This window comes from Solicola gregarius, from assembly GCF_025790165.1.
Taxonomy (GTDB): domain Bacteria; phylum Actinomycetota; class Actinomycetes; order Propionibacteriales; family Nocardioidaceae; genus Solicola; species Solicola gregarius.
In genome coordinates this window covers 4,414,543-4,439,276 of the sequence record NZ_CP094970.1, presented here as the reverse complement: position 1 = coordinate 4,439,276, position 24,734 = coordinate 4,414,543, and the positions used below count along the sequence as shown (strand labels likewise).

The 24,734-nt window shown below is 69.4% G+C and carries 26 protein-coding genes; 3 read left to right on the top strand and 23 right to left on the bottom strand.

The window, feature by feature from the left end:
- Positions 1-235: 235 nt before the first annotated feature.
- From L0C25_RS21610 to L0C25_RS21595, 4 genes are all read right to left on the bottom strand, one after another.
- Positions 236-2,731: a CHAT domain-containing protein gene (locus L0C25_RS21610; protein ID WP_271633843.1), complete on the bottom strand. Its 2,496-nt coding sequence runs from the start codon at positions 2,729-2,731 to the stop codon at positions 236-238.
- Entirely contained in the window at positions 2,692-4,254 is a 1,563-nt protein-coding gene (locus tag L0C25_RS21605; protein ID WP_271633842.1) for a S8 family peptidase, read from the bottom strand. Before L0C25_RS21605 ends, L0C25_RS21610 begins: the two co-directional genes overlap by 40 nt.
- A gap of 2 nt (positions 4,255-4,256) precedes the next feature.
- Positions 4,257-4,418 carry a hypothetical protein gene (locus L0C25_RS21600; protein WP_271633841.1) on the bottom strand — a complete coding sequence of 54 codons (162 nt, stop codon included), beginning with the start codon at positions 4,416-4,418 and terminating at the stop codon, positions 4,257-4,259.
- Between the two features lie 306 nt (positions 4,419-4,724).
- The gene (locus L0C25_RS21595; RefSeq protein WP_271633840.1) at positions 4,725-5,309 is read right to left on the bottom strand and encodes an RNA polymerase sigma factor; all 585 of its coding nucleotides are present in this window, start codon (positions 5,307-5,309) and stop codon (positions 4,725-4,727) included.
- Positions 5,310-5,483: 174 nt separating this feature from the next.
- Here L0C25_RS21595 and L0C25_RS21590 point away from each other — a divergent pair, with 174 nt between their 5' ends.
- On the top strand, positions 5,484-6,065 hold the full coding sequence (locus tag L0C25_RS21590; RefSeq protein WP_271633839.1) for a hypothetical protein: 582 nt from the start codon (positions 5,484-5,486) through the stop codon (positions 6,063-6,065).
- A gap of 54 nt (positions 6,066-6,119) precedes the next feature.
- Here L0C25_RS21590 and L0C25_RS21585 read toward each other — a convergent pair whose 3' ends face one another.
- The 6 genes from L0C25_RS21585 to L0C25_RS21560 all read right to left on the bottom strand — a co-directional run bounded on the left by L0C25_RS21585 (position 6,120) and on the right by L0C25_RS21560 (position 10,332).
- Positions 6,120-6,959 (bottom strand): MauE/DoxX family redox-associated membrane protein, encoded by an 840-nt coding sequence (locus L0C25_RS21585; RefSeq protein ID WP_271633838.1) that lies wholly within the window; start codon positions 6,957-6,959, stop codon positions 6,120-6,122.
- A gap of 12 nt (positions 6,960-6,971) precedes the next feature.
- Positions 6,972-7,574, bottom strand: coding sequence for a cell wall protein (locus L0C25_RS21580; RefSeq protein WP_271633837.1), 603 nt, complete (start codon positions 7,572-7,574; stop codon positions 6,972-6,974).
- Between the two features lie 9 nt (positions 7,575-7,583).
- Positions 7,584-7,994: an RlpA-like double-psi beta-barrel domain-containing protein gene (locus L0C25_RS21575; RefSeq protein WP_271633836.1), complete on the bottom strand. Its 411-nt coding sequence runs from the start codon at positions 7,992-7,994 to the stop codon at positions 7,584-7,586.
- Positions 7,995-8,069: 75 nt separating this feature from the next.
- Positions 8,070-8,690 (bottom strand): GNAT family N-acetyltransferase, encoded by a 621-nt coding sequence (locus tag L0C25_RS21570; RefSeq protein ID WP_271633835.1) that lies wholly within the window; start codon positions 8,688-8,690, stop codon positions 8,070-8,072.
- Between the two features lie 84 nt (positions 8,691-8,774).
- Positions 8,775-9,215, bottom strand: a complete 441-nt coding sequence (locus L0C25_RS21565; protein ID WP_271633834.1) for an Lrp/AsnC family transcriptional regulator — start codon at positions 9,213-9,215, stop codon at positions 8,775-8,777.
- A 7-nt stretch (positions 9,216-9,222) separates the two neighbouring features.
- Entirely contained in the window at positions 9,223-10,332 is a 1,110-nt protein-coding gene (locus L0C25_RS21560) for a M24 family metallopeptidase (RefSeq protein WP_271633832.1), read from the bottom strand.
- A gap of 53 nt (positions 10,333-10,385) precedes the next feature.
- Here L0C25_RS21560 and L0C25_RS21555 point away from each other — a divergent pair, with 53 nt between their 5' ends.
- Positions 10,386-11,324, top strand: coding sequence for a 5'-3' exonuclease (locus tag L0C25_RS21555; protein ID WP_271633831.1), 939 nt, complete (start codon positions 10,386-10,388; stop codon positions 11,322-11,324).
- Between the two features lie 59 nt (positions 11,325-11,383).
- Here L0C25_RS21555 and L0C25_RS21550 read toward each other — a convergent pair whose 3' ends face one another.
- From L0C25_RS21550 to L0C25_RS21500, 11 genes are all read right to left on the bottom strand, one after another.
- Positions 11,384-12,304, bottom strand: a complete 921-nt coding sequence (locus L0C25_RS21550) for a hypothetical protein (protein ID WP_271633830.1) — start codon at positions 12,302-12,304, stop codon at positions 11,384-11,386.
- Positions 12,305-12,622: 318 nt separating this feature from the next.
- A complete protein-coding gene (locus L0C25_RS21545) occupies positions 12,623-15,394 on the bottom strand; it encodes a DEAD/DEAH box helicase (RefSeq protein WP_271633829.1) in 2,772 nt (923 codons plus the stop codon).
- Between the two features lie 55 nt (positions 15,395-15,449).
- Positions 15,450-15,839 (bottom strand): type II toxin-antitoxin system VapC family toxin, encoded by a 390-nt coding sequence (locus L0C25_RS21540; RefSeq protein WP_271633828.1) that lies wholly within the window; start codon positions 15,837-15,839, stop codon positions 15,450-15,452.
- 3 nt (positions 15,840-15,842) lie between these two features.
- Entirely contained in the window at positions 15,843-16,082 is a 240-nt protein-coding gene (locus L0C25_RS21535; RefSeq protein ID WP_271633827.1) for a type II toxin-antitoxin system VapB family antitoxin, read from the bottom strand.
- Positions 16,083-16,105: 23 nt separating this feature from the next.
- Positions 16,106-16,996: a diacylglycerol/lipid kinase family protein gene (locus L0C25_RS21530; protein WP_271633826.1), complete on the bottom strand. Its 891-nt coding sequence runs from the start codon at positions 16,994-16,996 to the stop codon at positions 16,106-16,108.
- 23 nt (positions 16,997-17,019) lie between these two features.
- Positions 17,020-17,793 (bottom strand): polyprenyl diphosphate synthase, encoded by a 774-nt coding sequence (gene uppS, locus L0C25_RS21525; RefSeq protein ID WP_271633825.1) that lies wholly within the window; start codon positions 17,791-17,793, stop codon positions 17,020-17,022.
- A 3-nt stretch (positions 17,794-17,796) separates the two neighbouring features.
- Complete coding sequence (tatC, locus tag L0C25_RS21520; protein WP_271633824.1) at positions 17,797-18,681, bottom strand: twin-arginine translocase subunit TatC; 885 nt, start codon at positions 18,679-18,681, stop codon at positions 17,797-17,799.
- Between the two features lie 30 nt (positions 18,682-18,711).
- A complete protein-coding gene (tatA, locus tag L0C25_RS21515) occupies positions 18,712-18,993 on the bottom strand; it encodes a Sec-independent protein translocase subunit TatA (protein WP_271633823.1) in 282 nt (93 codons plus the stop codon).
- Between the two features lie 98 nt (positions 18,994-19,091).
- Entirely contained in the window at positions 19,092-20,048 is a 957-nt protein-coding gene (locus tag L0C25_RS21510; protein ID WP_271633822.1) for a helix-turn-helix transcriptional regulator, read from the bottom strand.
- Entirely contained in the window at positions 20,045-21,025 is a 981-nt protein-coding gene (locus tag L0C25_RS21505) for a helix-turn-helix transcriptional regulator (protein ID WP_271633821.1), read from the bottom strand. Before L0C25_RS21505 ends, L0C25_RS21510 begins: the two co-directional genes overlap by 4 nt.
- A gap of 109 nt (positions 21,026-21,134) precedes the next feature.
- Entirely contained in the window at positions 21,135-21,566 is a 432-nt protein-coding gene (locus L0C25_RS21500) for a TA system VapC family ribonuclease toxin (RefSeq protein ID WP_271633820.1), read from the bottom strand.
- A gap of 43 nt (positions 21,567-21,609) precedes the next feature.
- Between L0C25_RS21500 and L0C25_RS21495 the strand changes: the two genes are divergently transcribed.
- A complete protein-coding gene (locus tag L0C25_RS21495; protein WP_271633819.1) occupies positions 21,610-22,671 on the top strand; it encodes a DUF3866 family protein in 1,062 nt (353 codons plus the stop codon).
- Between the two features lie 27 nt (positions 22,672-22,698).
- Here the strand turns inward: L0C25_RS21495 and L0C25_RS21490 are convergent, their stop codons facing one another.
- Together L0C25_RS21490 and L0C25_RS21485 are read right to left on the bottom strand one after the other, a co-directional pair.
- A complete protein-coding gene (locus L0C25_RS21490) occupies positions 22,699-24,057 on the bottom strand; it encodes an FKBP-type peptidyl-prolyl cis-trans isomerase (RefSeq protein WP_271633818.1) in 1,359 nt (452 codons plus the stop codon).
- Between the two features lie 113 nt (positions 24,058-24,170).
- Entirely contained in the window at positions 24,171-24,689 is a 519-nt protein-coding gene (locus tag L0C25_RS21485) for an FKBP-type peptidyl-prolyl cis-trans isomerase (protein ID WP_271633817.1), read from the bottom strand.
- Positions 24,690-24,734: the final 45 nt, after the last annotated feature.

Below are 24,734 nucleotides of genomic sequence, written 5' to 3'. Positions count from 1 at the left end.
GACACCCGTTGTCTACTGGGCGTCAGGGCTCCTGACGTGCGCCACCTCCGGTAGTACGGAACCGGCGACACGGCCGGAGCACACACGCTCTGGTAAGGAGCAAGCGGCTCGCGCCCGAAGTCCCCGTCTTCCCGAGACCCCGTTCAGCTTGGTGGACTCTCCTCCCAGAGACTGCCGACACACACCGCAGATGTCAACCTGGCAAAGCGGATTACCTGTTGCAGTTTGAGGCGGCTCACCAGCCCGCGCCGAAACACAGCAGCGGAATCGGCTCGTCGGGAAACTCGGCGACGGCCGCCGAGAGCGCCGCCGAGGGCGCGGCACCGCGGGCGAGCCGGGCGTGTGTTCGGGCGAGCACCTCGCACGCCAGATCGTCGTTGACGGGCGCGGGCGACGCGATGACGCAGGTCGAGCCGGCGTGCAGCCAGGCGACGGTCATCCCGATCGTCTCCCTGCCGCCGCTGACACCGGAGCGTCCGAGTTCGCACGCCGACAGCACGATCGTCGAGGGGATCCGGGCGAGATGGTCGATGTCGTACCCGAACCACGGCCCGTCAGCGAGCTCGAGGGCGGAGAACAACGGGTTCTGGGCGTTGTGCCGCCCGTGAGCCGCGATGTGCAGCAGATCGACGCGAGCGGCGAGCGCACGCACTCCGTCGGCGGTCGCGTCGTCGCCGGTGAGCTCTTCGTGGCCGCTCCAACAGCTGCTGGCCCGGCGTACCTCGTGGGTGGCCCGCTCGACGTTCGGGCCCGCGACGAAGCCCGGGCGGCGTACGCGAACCTCGCGCGGCGCCCGCACCCACGACGTCGCCGAGCGGGCGATCGTGAGCGGCCGACCGGCCAGCCCCGGCAGCATGGACCACGGTACGTCGGCGAGCTCACCCGTCGCCGACAGGACGACCGGACCGTTGCCGGCGAGGTCGGCGAACGGCCCGACGAGCCGCTCGGAGATCCGGGCCAGGCGCATCCGGATCGAGCTGACGAGGACTGCATGCATCGACGCCGACGTGCGGGTGGCGACCATTGCCAGGTCGGCGGGCAACCCGTCGAGCAGCTCGCTGGTCGATGGCAATGGTCCGAGGTCGACGAGCCGCTCGCTGCCGGGCGTCACGCCGAGGCCGTAGAGGCGCTTGCCCGCATGGAAGTACGTGAGGTACGTACCGTCGTCGCGATGGAGTCGTTCGCGTAGCTCGTCTACGCGCACCGGCTCCGCGGGCTCTGGCGCACCGGCCGACCACAGCCGTTCGCGGACGGCCGTCTCGAGCGACGCGACGCGGGCGCTGTCGCGATGCGCCGACGTACGCAGCGCGCGGAGCTCTGCGAGCTGCTCTGCCGCCGTGGGGTCACTCGGCGGGCGTACGACCGGCACCCGACCGGCCAGCGAGCGTGCCCGCTCGGTCCACTCCAGCACGGTAGCGAGCGACCCGTCCTCGACCGCGCACTGGAGCCCGAGCAGCGCGCACGCGCGGCCGTGGATCACCGACGCGGCCTGCAGGTCGAGACTGCCGAACGTCGCCTGCCATACCGCGAGGCGATCCAATGCCCCTCGCAGATGGGCCAGCGCCCTCGATCGGCGTCCACGGGCGAGCGACAGCTCGGCGTGAGCACGCGCCGAGAGCATCCGGTTGGACATCGACGTCGCCGCGGTGAGGCGTACGTGTGCAAGCAGCGCCGTCGTCTCGTCGATGGAGCCTGCTCGACACTCCGCGAGGGCAGCGACCAGGCGGGCACGGGTCGCGGGCTCGAGGAAGCCTTCGGCGGCGAGCGCGACGGCGATCTCCTCGCACCTCGACGACGTTCCTGGGGCAGCGTGACCGCTGGCGACCGCGGCGGCATGAACCGTGACCTCGGCGCGCAGGGCCCAGGTGTGGCTGCCATGCGCGCCGAACCTGCGCATGGCGGATCGAGCGCTACGTTCGGCGCCGTTCCTGTCCCCGACGAGAAGCTGCAGGCGAGCGAGAATGAGCTCGCACTCGGCTTGCTGCTGGCGCATCCGGCGGCGCCCGAACACTCCGGCCGAGCTGCGCAGCGCCTCGCCGGCCTCGTCGATCAACCCGGCGGCGAGCAGTACCTCGGCTCGGTCCTGGTCGCAGACCGCGAGGTTCTCCGCCGACAACGGCGCCAGGGTCTCCCGCGCCCGGCCCATATCGTCGAGCGCCCCGACGAGCTCGCCACGCAGCAGGCGCGCGTAGCCGCGATTGTGCAACGCCTTGGCGGCGATCGGCGGGGCGCCGGCGCTGCGGGCATGGTCGCGCGCACGGTCGAAATCGGCTTCTGCGGCCGCGAGGTCGAGCCGCTGGAGGTATACGTTGCCGCGGTTCAGGTACAGCCGGGTGAGGTACGCATCCTCGCCCGTCAGCAGCGGAACTGCCGTGCGGAACGCATCCAGCGCGCGACCGGCGTCTCCGCGCCGCATCAGGAGGAGCCCGAGCTGGGCGAGCGTGCGCCCGCGCTCGACGCCGCGGTGGTCGGGTTGGGCCAGCACTCCCTCACACCGGGCGATGCCGCCGTCGGTGTCACCACGCTCGGCGTCGAGGTACGCAAGAGTGACGATGATGCGCGTACGTAGGTCGTCATCGGGCGAGCGTCGCAGGGCCTCCTGGCACAGCGAGGCAGCACGCGTAAGCCGCCCCGCGGTCTCGTCGTCGCGAGCTCGGCCGTACAGCTGCGATGCCGTAAGCGCGGCCAGGGCTACGGTCCGATCGCGGTCGTGTCGGTGATGGCCTTCCACGCACGTGCGATGGAGTCGTCCACCGTCGAGGTGGGGCCGGTCGCGAGCTCTGCGATGCGCGCGGCGATCTGCCCGGCGAGCACCGGGGCGGCGAAGGAGGTGCCGCTCCATACCGCGAACCCGCTGGCGAAGTCGTCGAGATCGATCGACTCGCGAACCCGCCCGTCGACGACCGTGTGCGCGGCGGCCTGGCCCCCTGCGTCGAGCTTGGGGAACGTACTCACGATCCCGGCACCGGGTCGCATAGCCGATACCCAGGCGCCGGTGTTCGTGAACAGGGCGTCCGTGTCGTCGGGGTTGAGCGCTCCGACCGAAAGCACCGGTAGACAGTCCGTTCGCAGCGGGGTGCCTCCGCCGTCGGTCCACGGCGCGAACGCCGCCGGGAACCGGAGCCGGGTCGTCGCGTCGTTCCCGGCGGAGGTGGTGACGACGGTGCCGCACTCCCCCATCAGCTCCAGGAGCGCGTACAGCGTGGTGTCGAACAGCGCATCGGCGGCCGTCTCGTGGTAGTAGCCCATCGAGAGGTTCAGTACGTCTATTCGCCGACCATCGGGCTCGCCGACCGCGTTGCGGCGGACGAGCTCGGCGATATCGGTGAGACAGTCGACGAGCTCGGACTCTACGATCATCCCGTCCGCCTGCACGATCCGCCAGCTCAGGATCTCTGCCTGCGGGCATGCCTGGTGGATCAGGCCTGCGATGAACGTGCCGTGACCCGTCAACGGGTCGAGGGAACCGTCAAGCGGCCCGACGATGTCGGGATGCTCCTCGGGCGCCGTCGCCGAGTCGGTGTAGCCGATCGGGTGGGTGCCGAGCGTCACGGAACCATTGACCACCGGGTCGAGCCACGGGTGACTGCCGCAGCCGGTGTCGAGAACCGCGACCACCGGCCGATAGGACGTTCCCGTCCGCGCTGCGGGCGGCGGTGCCGTCAGGGCGACCGGCTGACGGCCACCGTGGCCGGCCCAGAGGTACGAGGAGAGCGCACTCGCGTCGCCGCTGTGGAACGGGTCGCCACTGTGGAAGGGGTCGCCGGAGTGGAACGGATCGCCACTGTGGAACGGGTCGCCGGAGTGGAACGGATCGCTTCCGACGGCCGCGAGCGACAGCACATGGTCGAGCCCCACCGACCGCACCGCTTCGCGCCCGAGCTCGGCGCGCGCCGCCTGGAGGAGATCCCACGCATCGGGTGGACGTACCGCGCGTCCCGGAACGGGCGACAGCTCGAGAACCCGCGCGCCGATCGGCGGCTCGTCGTCGGCGAGTCGGCGTACCACGGGCCGTCGCGCATCTTTCGGCTCCGCGAGGCGCCAGTCGTACGCCGCTGCGATCGACTCCAAGCGCGGCAGGAGGTCGCCGTCGTTCGACGTCCGGTTCACCAGCAGGTGATCGCCGATGTACGCGGTGCCGCGTGGCATTGGACTACCCGCGACCAGCGTCGCGGTCGCCGGGTCAAGTACTCGTACGCGTCGCAGCGGGGACTCGAAGCGGAGGTCGGGTTTGTTCGGGCGATTGGCGGGCATGCTCACAGCTCCAAGGTGTTGGTGGCGAACCACGGTGGTCTTCCGTCGGCGTCGGAGCTCTCGATGACGACGACCAGACGGGTCGGCCCGGCCTCGAGCGTGCGCAGCTCGAACCGGCCGGCCGGGTCGGAGTCGACCGTCTCCTGCAGGTCGCGCTGGAGCACCTGGACGGATACGGGCTGAGGGGGGGTCGACCCAGCCGACGAGGTTGCAGTGGGTGCTCCCGACCGGGCTCACGTGCAAGACGACACTGAGCCGTCCCGATCGGAGGCTGATCACGTCGGCCGTGGACTCGTCGCGCGCACCGACGAGTCCACGTGAGCGCTCGACGAGCCGTAGCAGCTCGTACTCGGCGTCGAGGTCGGCCGTCGCGATACCCGCGATCACCCGATCGGACAAGCCTGGAGGGAGCGGGTCTGCGGTCTCCCACATCAAGCGCAGGCGTGCCCAGAGGTCCGTGTCGTCGGTGTTCATACGCCGGCCTCCTCGTCGAGCAGGACACGCAGCTTGTCGAGGCATCGCCCTCGGGTCGGGCCGATACTGCCGACCGGCATCTCCAGCTCGGAGGCGAGCCGTCGGTAGTCGGGTCGGTCCTCGAACGCGATCACCCGCAGCAGCCGCTGGCAACGGTGCGAGAGACGCCGCACGGTGTTCCAGAGCCGCCGGGACTCGTCGGCGACCTGGACCTGTTCGTCCACCGGGACACCTGCGGGCAGGGCATCGGCGACCGTCTCCTCATCGGTGACGGTCTGGCGCGACGCATCCTTCGCGACCCGCCACGCCTCGCGCCGCGCGGTCGTCGCGAGCCACGCCGTGACCGCCTGCGCGTCCTCGATCCGGTCGCGGTTGCGTACGAGCGCCATCCACGTCGTCTGCACGACGTCCTCGGCCGAGTGCCTGTCGAGTCCGTACGCGCGCACCAGATGCCACAACGCGGGCGTACTCGTCCGCACCAGCTCATCGAGGGCCGCACGGTCGCCATCGCACCAGCGGGTGAACAGGCCGGCAACGATCTGCCAGCGTGCCTCCGAGGTCTGTGACGACGGCGCGGCCATGGGCTCTCCCAGGCGACTGCACACCATTGCTTCCACGCCCCGTAGGAGGGCGTGCAGCCTCGTTTGATACGTCCGGATTCGCCGGACATCGCGATGTATCAAGAATGGCAGAGATCGCTCCTGCCCGTAGACGAATCCAACCAACTCGGGTGGCTACACACAGGGAGCAAGAAGATGCGAAAGACACCTACCCTCGCGACGGGCGTCGCGATCGCGGCCGGCGGCCTGATGGCCGCCGCGCTCGTCACACCCACCCTCAGCGCCAGCGCCGACGGCGACGGCGCACCACCACCGGGCCTCGAACGAACGGCGAGCGCTCAGAAGGCCTTGACCGGGTTCAGCTGCAGCGGCGGATCGACGAAGGCGTCCCGCAACCTCGGCATCTACGACGGCTTCTTCGACATTCCGGCGGGTACAACCAAGTCGCTACCGGGCAAGATGACGTTCAAAGGCCCGAAGAAGGGCAAGGACACCGTTTCGGTCGCCGTTACCGGGTTCGGTTACCTGTACGGCGCCTACCAGCTCGGGGCCGTCACCGTCACCGTGGACGGCAACCCGCTCAAGCCCGGCACGCTTGCAACTCCCGCGTACTGGATGGGCTCGGGGGACTCGAGCGGCTATACGTCCGGCGCAGCACAGTTCTGCGGCAAGGTCGGCAAGGGCAGGCACACCGTGCGGGTGAAGTTCACGAACACGAGCGGTGCGAGCAGTTGGGGTCTGTACTCGGCAACCGCGCACGCCGAGCTCAACAACTGAGACGCCGCCAGCGACTGCGCGGTCCGTACAGCGGGGACGTACGGGCCGCGCACGTCACGTTGCGGCGAGCGCGGCGCCGCCGCCGCGATAGATCGTCTCGCCGGTCGCCTCGTCGACGAGGGCCACTCGGACCGAGTCCGCGGGCCCACTCGTCAGCGGCACGGCGAACACCGCGGTCACCGAAGTGTCGTCTCGGACCGCGGCGTACGTGACGAACCGCCATCCGTCGGCGTCCCACTGTTCGAGGACGTCGGAGCGGATGGACGCCCCGACGGCGCGGTACGCGCTGCTGCGCATGACCCGGTGCACGGTCGAGTCGATCGGTACGTGCTTCGGCGCGGTCGCGAGCGGATGGGTCAGGCGTACGCGCATCCGGCGCAGTGGCAGCAGCCACCGCCGGTCGAGCTCGGGCGAGAGCGCCACGATCACAGCCAGCCCGAGGAGTACGAGTCCGACGGTGGACCACGGCCGCTCGCGCATCGGAGTCGTCCAGCCGTCGCCGGCGAGCGCCGTCGCGACGCTCGCCGCGACGAGGAGGACGCCGCGCGCGATCGATCGTGCCGAGACCGGTGCCTCGGCCGACCCGAGGCAGCCGCAGGACGACTCGGGATCCGAGCGGCGCGCGTACGTCAGATAGCCGAGGAAGGCCATCGTGAGCACGGTCGACGCGACCCCCTCGAGCCACCAGAAGGGCGGCAGGAGCAGCGCCGCGCCGACGACCAGCTCGATCAGTCCCGTTGCTCGGTACGCGGCCGGGGCTCGGCTCTCACCGACCAGCCGGGGCAATGCCGAGCGTCGGGCCCGGCCTGCCATGTGGGGGTCTGCCATTTTGCCGACACCCGCCCACACGAGCACGAGGCCGACGACGAGCTCCGTCGTCGAGAGCAGGTCCATTGCGCCGCTCCCCTAGGCCGCGGCGTAGATCGTGGCGATGTCGACCTCGTTCGTGTCCGGGCGCCACGCGCCGATCACCCGGGCGTGTCCGCCGACGCGAAGCATCGAGAGGTCGGAGACGGCCGGCGTGCCGTTGTACACCGCTGCGCTCGTGCCCGCGACGACATGTCCAACGACCTTGCTACCGCGATGGTCGAGCCGCAGCTGGTGTTTTCCGATGGCCGTGACGTGCACCGTCAGATTGACGATGTTGACCCAGATCGAGTCGGCCGCCAGCTCGCCGGCGGGCATGCGCACGCCACGCGCGTAGAGGCCGTCGCCGACGTCGATCCGGTCGAGCGTCGTCGGCCGGAGCTTCCATACGCTCGTACCACCGGTCAGCCGGATCCGGTGCAAGGTGCCGTCGGCGCTCGTCACCCGCAGAACGTGCTCGTCGCGACCGGTGATGCGGCCGTCGACGAAGTTGGGGTCGGGTGCGCCGGGGTCCACCTTCTGCGAGCGGCCGGCGCCGGCCGCCTCAGGAGCGAGGGAGCCGAGTGCGGTCGCGCCGACCAGGCCGGCCCCGCCGAGTACCGCGCCGGACAGGAGCCGACGCCGATCCATCCTGCGTGCCATGACGACCCCTCACCCGACGTCGATATGACCGGGGATGAGCCCGGACGAGAGGCTGCCGATCGCGCTGTACGCGGCCGGCGTGAGGTCGAGGAGGCGGTTGCTCGCGCACTCGCCCCCGCAGCACGCCTGCTCGCCACAGAACAGATCGGTCTGCGGACCGCAGTCGGCGATCGTGGTCACGACCCGAGAGCCGTTGCAGACGTTCGTCGTCGCGTGTGCGAAGCCGCACGTACGTCGCGACAGACTCGCGCCGCAGCTGTCCGGCCGAGTGATGTCGAAACACGCGTCGGAGGTGTTCGGCCACGCGTGTTGGTAGTTGCCTGAGTTGCAGGTCCCGCAGGCACCGTGGCCGGCAGAGGCACAAGGGCCCCACGCGCTTCCACAGCAGAACCACGAGACCTCGCCATAGATTCCCGCCATGGGAGCCTCCTTGCAGCGAAGGTCGAAGTGTCTTCGACTTCTACCCCGATGCGGGCGGAGGCAAACGGGCGACGTTCAGCCGCGGCGGCGGGAGGCACCCGGACCGCGGGGTGCGTCGCCGTGGCGTACGAGGTCGTCCTCGTCGGCCTCGCGCAGGTCGAGCGAGAAGTAGACGTTGTCCCACCGCTCGTTGTCGACCGCGACGAAATCCTCGATCCGGCCGTACTCGCGGAAGCCGAGTCTCTCGTACAGCTGCATCGCGGCGTGGTTGTTGCCGCGTACGTCGAGCGTCAGGATCTCGACGCCGACCTTGCGGCCGTACGAGATCAGCTCCTCGACCATCCGGCGACCGAGCCCACCGCCGCGCGCATCGGCGGACACCGCCACCTTCGCGATGTCGGCATGCGGCTCCTCGGTCTCGCCCTCGCGCCGGTTCCAGTACGCGAACCCGACGACCTGGGGCTGCTCGCCGGCGGTCGTGAGGGTCTCGGCGACGACAAGGCAGGCGTTGTCCATCTCGCCCGCCTGGATCAGATCTGCCACCAGCTCGCGCAGCTCACGTTCGCTGGGAGGCTCGACCCACCCGAGTGCAGCGCCCTGCTCGACCATCGTGGTGACGAGGTCGTGTAGCTGCAGGAATTGAGTGTCAGTTGGATCAGTCAGCCGGTACACATCGTACTTCGGGGTGCTGGTCACTAGTCGTTTCTCCTCAAGACGATCCCCACGACTCTACCGGAGGCGGGTGTCCACCACTCGGACAGGCATCGGATCGGCAGAATGTCAGAGGTCGACGGGGCGATTCTCGTACGGCGTGGAGAGGACGATCGTGGTCCGGGTGGAAACGTTCGCGGCCGTACGAATACGGGCCAGCAGCTCCTCGAGGTCGTTCGGTGCGTTCACCCGGACCTTGAGGATGTAGCTCTCCTCGCCCGCGACCGAGTAGCACGACTCGATCTCCCTGATGTCACGCAGGCGCTCGGGAGAGTCGTCGGGCTGGCTCGGGTCGATCGGGCGGATCGAGATGAACGCCGACAGCGGGAGTCCGACCTGCGCAAGGTCGACGATCGCGCGGTAGCCGGTGATGACGCCGCGCTGCTCGAGCCGCTTGACGCGCTGGTGTACGGCCGACGTGGAGAGCCCGGTGAGCTTGCCGAGATCGGTGAACGACGCGCGGCCGTCGGTGGCCAACGCCTCGACGATCTGCCGGTCGATGTCTTCCACGGTCGGGTCAGCTCAGGTAGCCGACGTCGCGCGGCCGTCGGTTGAGCCGCTCGGAGCCATCGGGGGTACAGATGACGATGTCTTCGATGCGCGCGCCGTGGGTGCCGGCGAGGTAGATGCCGGGTTCGATGGAGAACGCCATGCCGGCCTCGAGCACGAGGCCGTTGCCGTCGACGATGTACGGGTCTTCGTGGGTCTCCATGCCGATGCCATGACCCGTGCGGTGGATGAACGCGTCGCCGTACCCGGCCGCCGCGATGATGTCGCGACCCACCTTGTCGACCGATGCGGCCGTGACTCCGGGACGGACGTACTCGCACTGTGCGCGCTGCGCCTCGAGGAGTACCGCGTAGTAGTCGCGGAAGTCCGGCGGTGCCTGCGCACCCGTGACGTACGTACGCGTGGAGTCGGAGCAGTATCCGGCCGCCGTGGTGCCCCCGATGTCGATGACGACCGGCTCGTTCGCCTCGATGACCCGATCGGAGACCTCGTGATGCGGCGACGCGCCGTTGGGGCCCGACCCGACGATGACGAAGTCGACGGTCGCGTGTCCCTCGTCGATGATCGCCGCTGCGATGTCGGCGCCGACCTCGCGCTCGGTGCGTCCGGGCCGCAGCCACTCGCCGATCCGCGCGTGCACGCGGTCGATCGCGGCGCCGGCTTCGCGGAGCAGGTCGATCTCGGCGTCGCTCTTACGCATCCGCAGCGCACCGATCACCTCGCCCGCGAGCGTCTGCTTCGCGCCGGGGATCGCGTCGGCGAACGCCAGTACCTTCTCTGCCCACATCTGGTTGTCGTACGCGATGGTGGGCGCGTGGGAGCCGATGTGGGCGGCGACGAGTGCGTACGGATCGTCGGTCTCTTCCCAGGTGACGATCTCGATGCCGAGGTCGGCGACGCCGGAAGCTTCCGCAACGTGACGCTCGAGCAGGGGTACGACGAGCGCGGGTGGTCGGTCCGTCGGGAGCACCAGACAGGTGAGCCGCTCGAGCGGCTTGGCGTCGTACCCGGTGAGGTATCGCAGGTCGGAACCCGGTGAGACGAGCAGCGTGTCGATGCCCCGTTCGGCCGCGACCTCGCCCGCTCGCAGCAGTCGTCCGCGCAGATCTGATGTCACACGCGCACCCTACCGCCGTGGCCCGGAGGGCTCCACGGTGGCAGGATCGGGCCATGGCCGATTCCGCGAAGCGTCTGCTGCTGCTCGACACCGCGTCGTTGTACTTTCGCGCGTTCTTCGGCATACCCGACACGATCCGCGCTCCCGACGGTACGCCGGTGAATGCGCTACGCGGGCTGTTGGACTTCGTCGCGCGACTCGTCTCCGACTACCGTCCGGACGCCATCGCCGCGTGCTGGGACGACGACTGGCGCCCGGCCTGGCGGGTCGAGCTGTTGCCGACGTACAAGGCCCACCGAGTCGAGGAGGTCGTCGAGGACGACCCCGATGTCGAGGAGACACCCGACCTGCTCTCGCCGCAGGTACCGCTGATCGCGGAGGCGCTCGGGTTGCTGGGTATCGCCGTCGTCGGAGCGGCGGATAACGAGGCCGACGACGTGATCGGGACCCTCACCCATCGCTGGGACGGGCCGGTCGACATCGTCACCGGCGACCGCGACCTGTTCCAGCTGGTCGACGACGCGCTGAAGCATCGGGTGCTCTACACCGCGCGAGGCGTCGGGAACCTCGAGCAGGTGACCGACGAGGTGATCGTCGGCAAGTACGGCGTACGCCCGCATCAGTACGTCGACTTCGCGGTGCTGCGCGGAGATCCGTCCGACGGGCTGCCGGGCATCGCGGGCATCGGCGACAAGACGGCCGCCGCGCTGGTGCGGGAGTACGGCACGCTCGATGCGATCCGCGAGGCGGCGGGCGATCGCTGGTCTGACATCAAGCCGCGCGCCCGGCGCAACATCGTCGAGGGAGCCGACTACCTCGATGTGGCGCCGAAGGTCGTACGGGTGGCCAGCGATGCAGCGATCGGCGACCCCGAGCTGTCCCTGGGGCCGATCGCCGACAGCGAGGCGGAGCGGTTCCGCGAGTTCGCGGTTCGCTGGGGACTCGGCGGAGCCGAACAGCGCATCCTCGACGCCCTCGCCCACTACCGCTGAGGAGAGGATCCCGGCCCGCTGAGGAGAGGATCCCGGCCCGGTGAGGAGAGGATCCCGGTCTACCACTGACGCGGCAGCAGCGGCGTACGCCCCAACAGATCGCCGACCTCGCGCTCGAACGCGACATCGTCGCCGAAGATGGACTTCCGGTCGGCGACCACGAAACGCCATCCCCAGCGGTCACGAAGCTCCTGGCGACGGCCGTCATCGTGCTCGGAGTCGGGATCGTCGGTGTGAAACTCCATTCCGTCGTACTCGACAGCGACCTGCTGCTCGGGGTACGCCAGGTCGAGACGGTAGATCTCGCGGCCATGGCGGTCGGTGACGACGAACTGCGGTTCGGGTCGGGGGAAGCCGGCATCCACGAGGCGCAACCGCGTCCAGGACTCTCCCGGCGACTCGGTGTCGGGTTCGACGAGATCGGCCAGCCGCCTGGCTTGCACGATGCCTCGATACCCCTTCAGCCTCGCTACGTAATGCCAGAGCTCGAGCGGGTCGATCAGTCCGGCGTGTGCGAGACCATCCGCTGCCGCGAGCGCGTACGGCGGCCAGAGCTTCCGCAGGAGATCGGACGCCGTGCGCACCGGGACGGTGACGAGAACGCCGTCGATCTCCATGACGTCGGCGGTAGGAATGAGTGCCTGGCGGCAGCGAGCGTTCGAGCGCACGACGCGGGTACGACTGTGCGGTACGACCAGCGACGGAACCAGGTCGAACCGTTCGCTCGGGCGGAAGGTATCGACGCCGTGGATCCACGATGCCGAACAGTCGCAGACGACGGCGTACGGTGGCGCGACAAGTCTGATCGCCGCGATTCGGAGCTCTCGTGTTTCGGGGATGGCCGCATCGACGCTGACACCGCGGAACATGGTCCGAAGGCGCCGCTCGGCATGTGCCTGACGGAGCTGCTTGCGAGATAGCCCAGCGTCACGGCACTCAGTGTTGAGGAATGGCTGCCCATTGTTGATGAGATCGGTCATCCCCATTGAATAGCGGATAACTCGAATGCCGACCGTCGTCGTCCACAGCGAGCGAGCGGTCTGTGGATACGCGGGCCAGGATCCCCTCCTCACCGGGCCGGGATCCTCTCCCCGAGGGGCCCGGATCCTCTCCTCAGCGGGCCGGGATCCTCTCCCCGAGGGGCCCGGATCCTCTCCTCGGCGGGCCGGGATCCTCTCGCCGAGGGGCCCGGATCCTCTCCTCAGCGGGCCGGGATCCTCTCCCCGAGGGGCCCGGATCCTCTCCTCAGCGGGCCGGGATCCTCTCCCCGAGGGGCCGGGATCCTCTCCTCACCGTTGTTATTGGGTGAGGGAGGTGTAGGCGACGACGCCGCGGCGAAGGAGGCCCGCGGCGTCGCGGGCGGTGTCGCGTAGGTCGGTCGGGCCGGCGGCATTCGCCACCTGGTCGGCGACATCGAGTACCAGCTTCACCGCACGGACGAAGTCGCCGGCCTCCAGCTCCGCCTCGGTGAGCACCTCGTCGAGCGGGCGCCCGCTCGCCCACTGCCAGGCGGCGTACGCGAACCCGAAGTCGGGACGGCGCAGGAACGAGAGCCGATGGTCGCGCTCGACCCGCTCCAGGTCTGCGGCGATACCGGTCATGCGCGATGCGACCGTACGCACCTGCGCGGTCGGATAACGGATGCCCGCGATGGCGTCGGGATTGCGCGCCTCGTAGGTGAGTCCCGACAACGCCGCGCAGAGCTCCTCGGGCGACAGGTCGTCCCAGGTGCCGCGTCGTATGCACTCGCTGGCCACCAGGTCGAGCTCGGAGTACAGCTGGGTCAGTCGTTCGCCGTCGGGCGTGACCGCGTCGCCGTCGAGATAACCGAGCTCGTCGAGCACCTCGCAGACGCGGTCGAACTGCCGCGCAATGGTGTTCGTACGCGTCTCGATCTGGCGGCGCTGCTGTGCGGTGTCCCGCTCGAGCTTGAGATACCGATCTGCCCAGCGGACCCGGTCCTCGCGGTCGGACGCCTGGTGGCAGGGATGGGCGCGCAGCCGCTCGCGCAGCTCTTCGAGCTCGGGATCGGCCGGGGAGGGCTCACGTCGCCGCGAACGCCCCTGCGCCTCGACGTCCTGCGTCTTCGCCCGCAACGCCGACGCGAGGTCACGGCGCGAGCCGGGGTTGCGCGGGTTGTACGACTTGGGGATCCGCATCCGTAGCAGCGGCTCGACCGGCGTGGGGAAATCACCGGCCGCCAGCCGGCGCGAGTGCCGGTCGAGGGTGAGCACGAGCGGCCGCGGACCGCTCGGGTCCGAGTACGTACCCGGATCGACGACGACGGCAAGGCCGGCCCAGCGGCCGCCGGGAACGTCGATCACGTCACCAGGCTTGAGCGAGTTCAGCGAGTCGACCGCCTGCTCACGGGCGACCGCCTTGCGACGACGCGCGCCCTTCGACTCGAGCTCGCCGATGCGGCGCCGCAGCCGCGCGTACTCGATGAAGTCGCCGGCGTCGCCCTGCGCGGCCTCGGCGTACCCCTCGAGTGCCTCCTCCGCCTTGCGCACCTTGCGGGCGAGCCCGACCACCGCCCGGTCGGCCTGGAACTGCGCGAACGACTGCTCCAGCATCTCGCGCGTGGTGGACCGGCCGACCTGGCGTACGAGGTTGACGGCCATGTTGTACGACGGATGGAAGGACGACCGCAACGGGTACGTGCGCTTCGACGCCAGGCCCGCCACCTGGCGCGGATCGAGCCCGGGCTGCCAGAGCACGACTCCGTGTCCCTCGACGTCGATGCCACGACGACCCGCCCGACCGGTCAGCTGGGTGTACTCCCCCGGAGTCACATCTGCGTGGGTCTCGCCGTTCCACTTCGAGAGCCGCTCGAGTACGACCGAGCGGGCGGGCATGTTGATGCCGAGCGCGAGCGTCTCGGTGGCGAACACCGCCTTGACGAGCCCACGGCTGAACAGCTCCTCGACGCATTCCTTGAATGTCGGCAACAGCCCCGCATGGTGGCTCGCGATGCCGCGGGAGAGGCCCTCGGCGAAGTCGTGGTAGCCGAGCACCTGCAGGTCGTCGCGCGGAATGTGCGCGCAGTGCTCCGCCACGAACGCCCGGATCTCGGCCTCCTCGCTCGGTGTCGTGAGTCGCAGGCCGCTCGCGAGGCATTGCCGGACGGCCGCCGCGCAGCCGGCCCTGCTGAAGATGAACACGATGGCGGGAAGGAGTCCGGCGGCATCGAGCCGGTTGAGCACGTCGACCCGGCTCGGTGTGTAGTGCCGTCCGCGATGGCGGCTCGCGGCGTACGAGCGCCCACGGCTGCCGCCCTTGCCGGGACGCGCGCCGCGGCCACGCGCCGACTTGCCGACCGTACGCGCCCGCCACTCGTCGCGGGCGATGCGCTCGAGCTCGCGGTTGACCCGCGTCGCGTTGCCGTCGGCCTGGTCGTCGCTCTCGAACAGGTCGAACATCCGTCGCCCGACCATCACGTGCTGGTAGAGCGGCACCGGGCGTCGCTCCTCGACGACCGTGACCGTGTCGCCGCGTACCTCGCTCAGCCAATCACCGAACTCCTCGGCGTTCGAGACCGTCGCCGACAGCGACACCACCGAAACGGACTCGGGCAGGTGGATGATGACCTCTTCCCACACCGCGCCGCGGAACCGGTCGGCAAGGTAGTGCACCTCGTCCATCACGACGTAGCCGAGGCCCTCGAGCGTTCGCGAGCCGGCGTACAGCATGTTCCGCAGCACCTCGGTCGTCATGACGACGATCGGTGCCTCGCCGTTGACGGAGTTGTCGCCGGTCAGCAGCCCGACGTTGCGCTCGCCGTGTCGCGCGACCAGATCCGCGTACTTCTGGTTCGAAAGCGCCTTGATCGGGGTGGTGTAGAAGCACTTTCGACCCTGCTCCAGCGCGAGGTGCACGGCGAACTCGCCGAGGATGGTCTTGCCCGATCCGGTGGGCGCCGCGAGGAGCACGCCGTGGCCGTCTTCGAGTGCCTGGCACGCCTCGATCTGGTACGCATCGAGGTCGAAGTCGTAGAGCCGGCGGAAGTCTGTGAGTGCGGGTCTTGCCTGATCGGCCCGGAACTGTGCGTACCGTTCGGCCGGGGAGGTCATGTCCGCCAGCGTACGTCCTGCGGGTTGGTGATCGGCCGTTGCCCGACCGGCGCCGTCACTCCCCCACGGGCCAGTGCTCGACGGCGAGGCCGGCCATCGGGAAGTCTTTCGGGTTCCCGGTGACGAGGCGAGCGTTGTGGAAGGCGGCGGTCGCCGCGATCAGGCAGTCCGCCTGCCAGAGGGTCACCCCTTGGCGCGCAAACTCCCGCCGCCAGGCCCCCGCCCGTCGGCCTGCCATTGGATCGACCGGTAACACGATCAGGCCGGCGAAGAGCCGGTCGGTCGCGTCGACCTCGCCCATGCGGACGCCTCGGACGATCTCCTCGACGTTGACCGCGGTGGTTGCCGGCACATCGCCGCGCGTACGCAAGCCGCGAAGTCGCTCGACAGCGGGGCGGCCGCGCAGGTAGTCGATGAGGACGGTCGAGTCGAGCACGTGGAGCACAGGTCAACCGGCCCGACGCTCGTCGGCGCGCCGCTGCTCGCGTACCCAGGCCGCGGTGTCGCCGTCCCAAGCGTGCTCGGTGCCGCTGAGGGCGCCGGCGGCGGACTCGAGGCTCGACCAACGCAGCTCCTGGTCGACCGCACGCACGATCGCGGCGCGGACGAATGCGCTGCGCCCGCGGTGGCCCGCGATGTCGTCGACCTTCTCGATCAGGTCGTCGTCCAACTCTATGTGCATACGCATGTGCTCATGATAGCCCATGGAGATCAGGAGACCGGCGCGAAGACCCGAAGCGCACCCGGGCGTACCTCGACGGTCATCGGCAGCGCGCCGAGACGTTCGCCGTCGCCGTACGCGACCACGCCCGCGGCCGCGAGGCTGACCCGGCGGACCTGCATCCGCTCGTAGCGCGGGTGGTTGACGAGGCTGCCGGTGAACAGCCGCGGGTACGACCGCACCAGCTCGGCCTTGCCGATCGGGTGGATGATCGCGACGTCGAGGAGCCCGTCGTCGATCTCGGCCCCCTCGCAGATCCGCAGACCGCCGCCGAACGACGGTCCGTTGCCGACCGCCACCAGCATCGCCTCGAGCTCGCGTACCTCGCCGTCGAGCTCGAGGGTGAACCGCAGCGGCTCGAACCCCATCAGCTCGGCGACCGTGGCCACGTTGTAGCGCATCGGGCCGCGCGGCCAGCGCATCCGGTTGGCGCGCTCGTTGACCGCGGAGTCGAACCCGGACGCGATGACCGTCGTGATGTGTCGGCCGAACGCGTGCGCCAGGTCGATCCGGCGGGTACGCCCGGCGATGATCGTGTTGACGGCGCTGCGAACGCGCTTGCGGTCGATCGACAGGTGACGCGCCGCGTCGTTGCCCGTGCCTGCGGGGACGATGCCGAGCGGAGTATCGGTGCCGGCGAGCGCGTCCGCCGCCAGCTGGACGAGGCCGTCACCGCCCACCACCACGAGCGCGTCCGCCTCGTGCGCAGCCGTACGCGCGAGCTCGCCGGCCTCGTCGGCGTCGCGCCCCTGGCGTACCCGGACGATGAGGCCGGAACGTTGCAGTAGCGGTACGGCCTCGGCGGCGACTCGAGCGCCCTTGCCTTGCCCCGAGGTCGGGTTGACCAGCACGTCGATGCGCTGGATCGGATGGACGGACATGGGCAGGGAGCCTAACGGTTCGTTCAAACGGCGCGACGGTGCCGGCCGGCGAAATCGCGGAGTGCGCGCAGGAAGTCGATCTCGCGGAACGCCGGCCACGGCGCCTCGCACACGTACAGCTGTGCGTACGCGCCCTGCCACGACAGGAAGTTCGACAGCCGCTGCTCGCCGCTGGTGCGGATGATCAGATCCGGGTCGGGTCGGCCGGCGGTGTAGAGGTGTCGCTCGATGTCCTCGACCCGTAACGAGTCGGCCAGCTCGCGAGGTGTGTCGCCGGCGGCGGCGCGTTCGTACATCACGCTGCGCGCGGCGTCGACGATCTCGCGCTGACCGCCGTATCCGACGGCGAGCGTGACGTTGAAGCCGGTGTCGTACGAGCTCGTCGCCTCGACGGCCTCCTTCAGGGCCCGGCCGGTGGAGTCCGGCAGGGCGTCGAGCATGCCCGCGGTGTGGACCCGCCAGCGATCGTTATGGGTGGCCAGTCGCCGGGCGAGCCCGGTCTCGATGACGTTCATCAGGAAGTCGACCTCGGCGCGGTCCCGGCGGGCGAGATTCTCGGTCGAGCAGAGGTAGACGGTGACGTTCCGTACGCCGACGTGCGTACACCAGCCGAGCATCTCCTCGGCGCGTTCGGCGCCGTACTTGTGACCCAGGCTCACGTTGGCGAGCCCGGCGCGGCGGGCCCAGCGGCGGTTGCCGTCCATGATCAGGCCCACGTGCTGCGGACGCGGCCCGGCCATGACCTGGCCACGGAGCCGCCGGACGTACGCCGCGCGCACCGGCACGAAGGTGCGCACGCGTCAGTCGTCGAGCCGGCTCGGCCGGTCGTCGTCAGGGTCGTGCGGTATCTCGAGATCGGACCGTTCATCGTCGTCGTAGGTGTCGTAGTCGCCCTCGAGTGAGACGCCGCGGCGACGGTCGATCAGCCGGGCGAGTACCTCGGAGATCAGGAACAGCATCGCCATCGGGATGGCGAGGAACAGCATGCTGATCGGGTCGGTCGACGGTGTCGCGACGGCGGCGAAGACGAAGACGCCGAGGATGATCCAGGGCCGGTACTCCCCCAGTTGGCGCCCCTTCAACACTCCGGCGAGGTTGAGCAGCAGTACGAACAGCGGGATCTCGAACGCGACACCGAACACCAGCAACATCCGCAGCACGAAGTTCAGATAGCCGGTGACGCTGGTGAGGTTGGAGACGTCGGTCGGCGTGAAGCCGATCAAGATCTCGATGCCCTTGGGGAGCACGTAGTAGCCGGTCGCGATGCCGATCGCGAACAGCGGACCCGCGACGGCCGCGAAGACCATGCCCCAGCGGCGCTCGTTCTCGTGCAGGCCGGGCATGATGAACGCCCAGATCTGCCACAGCCAGACCGGCGAGGAGACGACGATGCCGGCGACCAGGCTCACCTTCAGGTTCAGGGTGAAGGCGTCGGACACACCGGTCAGCGTCAGCTCGGCGTTGATGTCCTGGCCCTCGTCGATCAGCTGATCGACACCGTCGGTGTAGGGGTCTTTCAACAGGTCGAAGAGCTGGTCGTAGAAGAAGAACGCGACGATCGACCCGACCAGGATCGCCAGCACGCCCTTGACGAGCCGGTTGCGCAGCTCGCGCAGATGTTCACGCAGCGGCATCGAGCCGTCGGGTGCGGGCGTGGGCTTTCGGCGTCCACCAGGTAGACGCATGCCTAGAACCACCGGGGGCGCTCCGGCGGGCTACTTGGACTGATCGCGGGGTACGACGCTGCCCGTCTTCTCATCGATGTCGTACGTGGCCCGGTCGCTCTCCGCGGACTCGATCTCCGGCGTCGCCTCGTCGTCGTCCTTCTTCTTCGACTCGTCGTCGTCATCATCGATCAAGCCCTTGGTCTCGGACTTGAAGATGCGCAGCGCCCGGCCGCTGCCGCGGGCCAGGTCGGGAAGCTTCTTGGCGCCGAAGAGCAACACGATCACCGCGATGATCAAGATGATCTCGGTGGGGCCGATCTGCTTGAACATGATCTCCTCGTTACTCCGTGGGCGTGGCTACTGCTGCCACCGTCCAGCATACGCGCCGAGTTGTCCAGACGATGAATGCAGGCTGACCGGGAGCCATCTCAGTACGAGGCGAGCGCCTCGCGCGCCTGCGTCCCGACGTCGGCCGCGAGTGACTCCGGCTCGACGACGGTCGCCGCGCCGCCCTGCCGCAGCAGCAGCCGCCGCAGCCACGCGAGGTCGCCGACCCGCATCGCGACGCGGAGCACGCCGTCGGGGCGCTGCTCGATGGAGTCGTTCGGGTAGTACTCGGCGATCCAGTGCGATGCGGGATGCAGGTCGATCACCGCGCGTGGAGAGTCGGGATCGGGCTGGAAGAGCCCGGCGGACAGGTCGCGTACGGCGATGTCGTGCTCCGCGACCGGCTCGTCGAGCACCGTGACGTCGGTGATCCGGTCGAGGCGGAAGAGCCGGACGTCGTCGGCTCGGTAGCACCACGCCTCGAGGTACGGGCGCCCCTCCCCGGTCACCATCCGCAGTGGGTCGACGTCGCGCTCGGTCTGCTCGTCGCGGGACGGTACGAGGTACGCGAGATGCAGCCGGCGTCCCCCGGCGAGGGCCTCGGCGACCGTGTCCTTGACGTCGTCCGCGACGTCTTCGACATGCACCTCGACGGTGTTGGCCGCCGCGGCGCCGTCGCCCGCGGCCGACTCGAGCTTGGCGAGCGCGGACTCGATCGCCTCGCGCTCGTGCTCACCCGCCGACGCACGCAGCGTACGGAGCGCGACGATCAGGGAGAGCGCCTCGTACTTGGTGAGCCGCAGCGGCCGCGGCAGGAACTCCGCGTTGTCGATGTAGACCACGCCGTCGGACTCCAGCGCCTCCATGTCGACGTCGATCATCTCGCCCGTCACGGCGTCGGGAAGACCGCAGAACCACAGCACGTTCAGGTCGTTGACGATCTGCGAGGTCGAGACCCCGAAGTCGGACGCCACCTGCTCGACGGGTATGCCCTCGTGGCTGCGGAGGTAGGGCACCAGTGCGAGCATGCGCGTGACCTGGTCTCTGGCCCCGCTCATCGGGCAGCACCCCCGGCATGGGTCTTCTCGACCCCGCGAAGCCGGTCGACGACGAGCGAGACGAGCTCCGCGGGTTCGACGGCGACGACGTCGGGACCGTACGACGCGACCTCCTCGGCCAGCGAGTTGAGGCTGGCGTACGGCACCGTCAGCAGCGACCACCCGTCTGCGGCGACGTCGGTGTCCAGGGCGCGGCGGCGCATGCCGAGGGCAGTGCCCTCGCGGGCACGGACGCGCGCCACGTTGTCAGCAGGCGCGGGGAACAGCGCGCCGGCCATCGCCCGCACGTCGGCGTCGTCGGGTACGTCGTACTCCCCCGGTGCGCCGGCGACCGCGACGTCGCCGATGATCCGCGACAGCCTGAACAGCCGCGGACCCTCGCGTCCGCGGTCGAAGCCCGCGAGATACCAGCGGCCGTGCCACGAGACCACGCCCCACGGCTCTACCTCGCGCCAGGTGCTCTGCTGGCCGATGCGTCCGTAGGTGAACTCGACGGGCGTACGACTCAGCAGCGCGTCCCACAACGGTTCGAACGCGGGCTCGGACGCGGCGAGCTGCGGCTCGACCAGGCTGAGCAGGTCGGAGTCGACGGGTACGCCCGCGGCCTTGAGCTTGACGACGGCCGACGAGGCCTCGGTCGCCAGCCGGGCGTGCTGCCAGACCCGCGCCGCGAGACCGACGACGGCCGCCTCGTGCGCCTCGAGGGTTATCTCGGGCAGCTCGAACTCGTCGCGCCGGATCCGGTAGCCGATCTCGTCCTCGAACAGCCGCTCGTTCGAGCCGACCTCGATCTCGATGCCGATATCGCGGAGCTCGTCCTTGTCGCGCTCGAACATCCGGTCGAACGCCTCGGCGCTCTGACCGTGGTAGCCGGTCACGGCGTCGCGGATGCGATCCTTCGGCAGGAACCCCCGCGATACGAGCAACGCGATCACGAGGTTCATCAACCGCTCGCTCTTGCGTGTGGTGGTTGCCACCGTGGCCGTTCCTCCCCATCGTCGCGCCGAATCCTGCGGGTCCGACGTTACACGTCGCCGCACTGTCGTTCGCGCACTCGGTGCAGGAGCAGAAGCGGCTTCCCCCACCTCAGAGCACGACGAGGGCGTCGTCGGCTGCGTTGGGAACGGCGCCGGCTGGAATCGCTCTGTCGAAGGTGACGAAGCGCCCACCATTCGCCGTGGCGACGGCAAGAAGGTAGGCGTCGGTCACCTGTCGAGGGCCGTGCAGCCGGGTCCGGTCGACTGCAGCCGGGTCGAGAATGCTGGTCGAGCACGTCCAGAAGGCGTGGTGGTCCGTCGCGGCCGCGGCCGCGAGTCGGTCGAGAGCCTCGCGCGGTGAGATGGGCTTCGGATATCGCGGATGGCTGACGATCCGGACGAAACCGTTCTGCGTGATCGCACAGGACGCCCATCCGGCGTCGACTTCGGCGGTGAGCCAGGACCGCGCGCGGTGGTGTTCGACGTGGTCGCTGTCAAGTAGAGCGAGGAGAACGTTGACGTCCAGCAGCGCCCGCTTCACACCGCCTCCTCGTCACGGCGCCGATCCGCCTACGCTTCGAGCCATGATCCGGGTACGTGAGGGCGTGGCAGCCGAGGTGCGGGCCGAATGGCCGGGCGCCCGCGAGTTGCTGGTGCAGATGGATGGCCAGGAGGTACGCGCCCTTGCGTACACCGACACGGTCGGCACTCCCGAGCCCGGCGACCGGGTGATTCTGAACGCCACGGCACTGCTGCAGGGTCTCGGCACCGGTGGGTACGCGCTCGTGACCGCCGTGCCGGATCGGCTGCCGGCGGATCCGCCGCCCCAGCCGGGGCATCTGGTCAAGGCGCGCTACACGCCGGCACAGACCACCGTGCTCGGCGTCGACGAACAGGACTCCCCCGACCACGAGGCGTTGCGCGACGCCGACAGCATCGACGGTATGCCGGTCGTCGTCGCAGACCTGCACTCGGCGGTACCGGCCATCCTGGCCGGCGCTCGTGCCGTACGGGATGACCCGCGCATCGCGTACGTCATGACCGACGGCGGCGCGCTGCCGGTCGCGTTCTCGCGAACCGTCCACGGCCTCCGCGAGGCGGGCTGGTTGGCGGCGACCATCACCGTCGGGCAGGCGTACGGCGGCGACCGCGAGGCGGTCACGCTGCACTCGGGTCTGCTCGCGGCGCGGCATGTCGTCGGGGCAGACCTGGTGGTCGTCGCGCAGGGGCCGGGAAACCTCGGCACCGGAACGCGATGGGGGTTCTCCGGCGTCGTCGCCGGCGAGGCCGTCAACGCGACGGCGACGCTCGGCGGCCGGCCGATCGGATCGCTGCGGGTCTCGGAGGGCGATCGTCGCGAGCGGCATTACGGCGTCTCGCACCACAGCCTCACCGCGTACGGCCGGGTAGCGCTCGCACCCGCTGAGATCCCCGTGCCGGAGCTGGGCGGCGAGTTCGGTGAGCGGGTACGCGAGCAGGCGGGCGTACTCGCCGGGCGGCACACGCTCGTCGACGTGCCGTGTGACGGGATGCTCGACGCGCTACGCGAGTCGCCCGTACGACTGTCGACGATGGGCCGCGGCCTCGACGATGATGCCGCGGCGTTCCTCTCGGCAGCCGCGGCGGGGCGGCTCGCGGTCTGCTGAGACCACGGGCCGCCCGGCAGGGCGTACCTACTTCTTCGCGATGTCGAGGACGAACACGAGCGTGTCGGTGCCTTCGATGCCCGCCTGCGTGTTGCCGTTGGGGCCGTAGCCGTCATCGCGCGGGATCGTGATCAGCACCCGGCTGCCGGGCTTCTGACCGATGAGGCCCTTGATGAAGCCCGGGATCAGCTTGTCCGCCGTGAGTGTGAACTCCGCCGGGTCACCGCCGTAGTTGCCGTCGAACTCCTTGCCGCTACGCCCGTTGATGCCGACGTAGTTGACCTTGACCGTGTCGCCGGCCTTCAGCGGCGTACCGCTGCCCTGGCTGAGCACCTTCGACTCCGTCTTCGCGACGTAGAACGGCTTCTTGAAGGTGACCTTCGGCTTTGCGCCGGCCTTGCCGGTGACCTTGACGTCGTTGATGGTGCCGGTGGCCTTCGGCTGCTCCGGCGGCTTCTGCAGGTCGACCACGAACACCAGTGTGTCGGTGCCTTCGATGCCTGCCTGTGCGTTGCCGCCCGCGCCGTACGCGTCGTCGCGCGGGATCGCGATCGCTACGCGGCTGCCGAGCTTCTGCCCGACGAGGCCCTGGATGAAGCCGGGGATCAGCTGGCCCTCGGTGAGGGGGAAGTCGACGGGTGTGGACTTGCCCTTCTTCCACGATGTGTCGAACTCCTTGCCGGTACGCCCGTTGACGCCGAGGTAGTCGACCTTCACCGTGTCGCCGGCCTTGACGGTGTCGCCGTCGCCCTTGCTGATCACCTTGGACTGCGTCTTGTCGACGAACAGCGGCGTCTTGAAGTCGATCGTCGGCTTGCTGCCGTACGAGCCGGTGACCTTGACATCGTCGATCGTGCCGGTCGCCTTCGGTGCCTCTTCGGTCGGGAGCAGGTCGACCAGCGCGACAACGGTGTCGTCGGGGCCGATACCCGCCTGCGAGTTGCCCTGCTCGCCGAAACCGTCCTCGGGAGTGATCGAGACCAGCAGCCGGCTGCCGACCGTCTGCCCCTCGATGCGGTCGGCCAGGCCCGGGATCAGGCTCGCCTTGTCGTCGACCTTCATCGTCTGCGGCTGGGCCGTCTGGCCGGAGAACATGCTGAAGATGTCGGCCCCGGTCGTGCCGTTGTACGCCGCCAGCTGGACGAGCACGTCGTCGCCCGCCTTCACCTCGGCGCCGTCGCCCTCGCTGATCACGCGGGTGTCGGACTCGTCGACGGAGTACTTGTCCGGGATGTCGACCTCGGGCGCCTTGCCGAAGTCGCCGGTCACCTCGATGTCGTCGGACGAGCTGGAGCCCCCGCTGTCATCGTCGTCGCCACCGCACGCGGTGAGAACGAGTAACGGTGCCAGGATCAGCGCCAGCAGGCGTACGGGCAGCGAACGCACAGGAACCTAACCATTCGTGAGGGGATGTCTGAAAGTCAACCGGCGCCAGGTTACCCGCCGGTCCTGAGAAAGCCATGAGCAGGCGACCGGCCGGATACGGCGCCGGCGCAGGGCTACTTGACGACGTCGATGATGTCGACCACGAAGACGAGCGACTCGCCCGCCTTGATCGCTCCATCGGGCGTGCCGTCGGGGTAGCCGTCCTCCGGTGCTACCGAGATCGCGACCCGGCTGCCGACCTTCTGACCGGCAATGCCCTTCGAGAAGCCGGGTACGACCTGATTGAGCGGAAACTCGATCGGCTCTCCCCTCTGGAACGAGCTGTCGAACACCTTGCCCGTCGTACCGCCGACACCGTGGTAGTCGACCTTCACGGTGTCGGTGTCCTTCACGGTCGCGCCGTCACCCTCGGTCATCACCTCGACGCTCGTCTCCGAGACCTCGAACGTGCCGTCGACGGTAACCTTCGGCTCGTCGCCGTACGCGCCCTCGACGGTTGCGCTGCCGGAATCACCTTCGAGGGTGACCTCATCCGAGTTGCTCGTGCCCGACCCATCCGAGCCACCGTCGTCGTCACCGCACGCGGTCAGTACGAGGAGGCAGACGGACAGCAGGAAGCAGAGGCGGCGCATGGGGCTCCAATTCGTCGGGTGCGTCGGAAAGACTAGCGGTGTGGC

Coding starts and splice junctions, on each gene's coding strand:
- L0C25_RS21605 (WP_271633842.1), bottom strand. CDS start 4,254: ATGCCCGCCAATCGCCCGAACAAACCCGACCTCCGCTTCGAGTCCCCG.
- L0C25_RS21595 (WP_271633840.1), bottom strand. CDS start 5,309: ATGGCCGCGCCGTCGTCACAGACCTCGGAGGCACGCTGGCAGATCGTT.
- L0C25_RS21590 (WP_271633839.1), top strand. CDS start 5,484: ATGCGAAAGACACCTACCCTCGCGACGGGCGTCGCGATCGCGGCCGGC.
- L0C25_RS21585 (WP_271633838.1), bottom strand. CDS start 6,959: ATGGACCTGCTCTCGACGACGGAGCTCGTCGTCGGCCTCGTGCTCGTG.
- L0C25_RS21580 (WP_271633837.1), bottom strand. CDS start 7,574: ATGGCACGCAGGATGGATCGGCGTCGGCTCCTGTCCGGCGCGGTACTC.
- L0C25_RS21575 (WP_271633836.1), bottom strand. CDS start 7,994: ATGGCGGGAATCTATGGCGAGGTCTCGTGGTTCTGCTGTGGAAGCGCG.
- L0C25_RS21555 (WP_271633831.1), top strand. CDS start 10,386: ATGGCCGATTCCGCGAAGCGTCTGCTGCTGCTCGACACCGCGTCGTTG.
- L0C25_RS21550 (WP_271633830.1), bottom strand. CDS start 12,304: ATGACCGATCTCATCAACAATGGGCAGCCATTCCTCAACACTGAGTGC.
- L0C25_RS21545 (WP_271633829.1), bottom strand. CDS start 15,394: ATGACCTCCCCGGCCGAACGGTACGCACAGTTCCGGGCCGATCAGGCA.
- L0C25_RS21535 (WP_271633827.1), bottom strand. CDS start 16,082: ATGCGTATGCACATAGAGTTGGACGACGACCTGATCGAGAAGGTCGAC.
- L0C25_RS21530 (WP_271633826.1), bottom strand. CDS start 16,996: ATGTCCGTCCATCCGATCCAGCGCATCGACGTGCTGGTCAACCCGACC.
- tatC (WP_271633824.1), bottom strand. CDS start 18,681: ATGCGTCTACCTGGTGGACGCCGAAAGCCCACGCCCGCACCCGACGGC.
- tatA (WP_271633823.1), bottom strand. CDS start 18,993: ATGTTCAAGCAGATCGGCCCCACCGAGATCATCTTGATCATCGCGGTG.
- L0C25_RS21510 (WP_271633822.1), bottom strand. CDS start 20,048: ATGAGCGGGGCCAGAGACCAGGTCACGCGCATGCTCGCACTGGTGCCC.
- L0C25_RS21495 (WP_271633819.1), top strand. CDS start 21,610: ATGATCCGGGTACGTGAGGGCGTGGCAGCCGAGGTGCGGGCCGAATGG.
- L0C25_RS21485 (WP_271633817.1), bottom strand. CDS start 24,689: ATGCGCCGCCTCTGCTTCCTGCTGTCCGTCTGCCTCCTCGTACTGACC.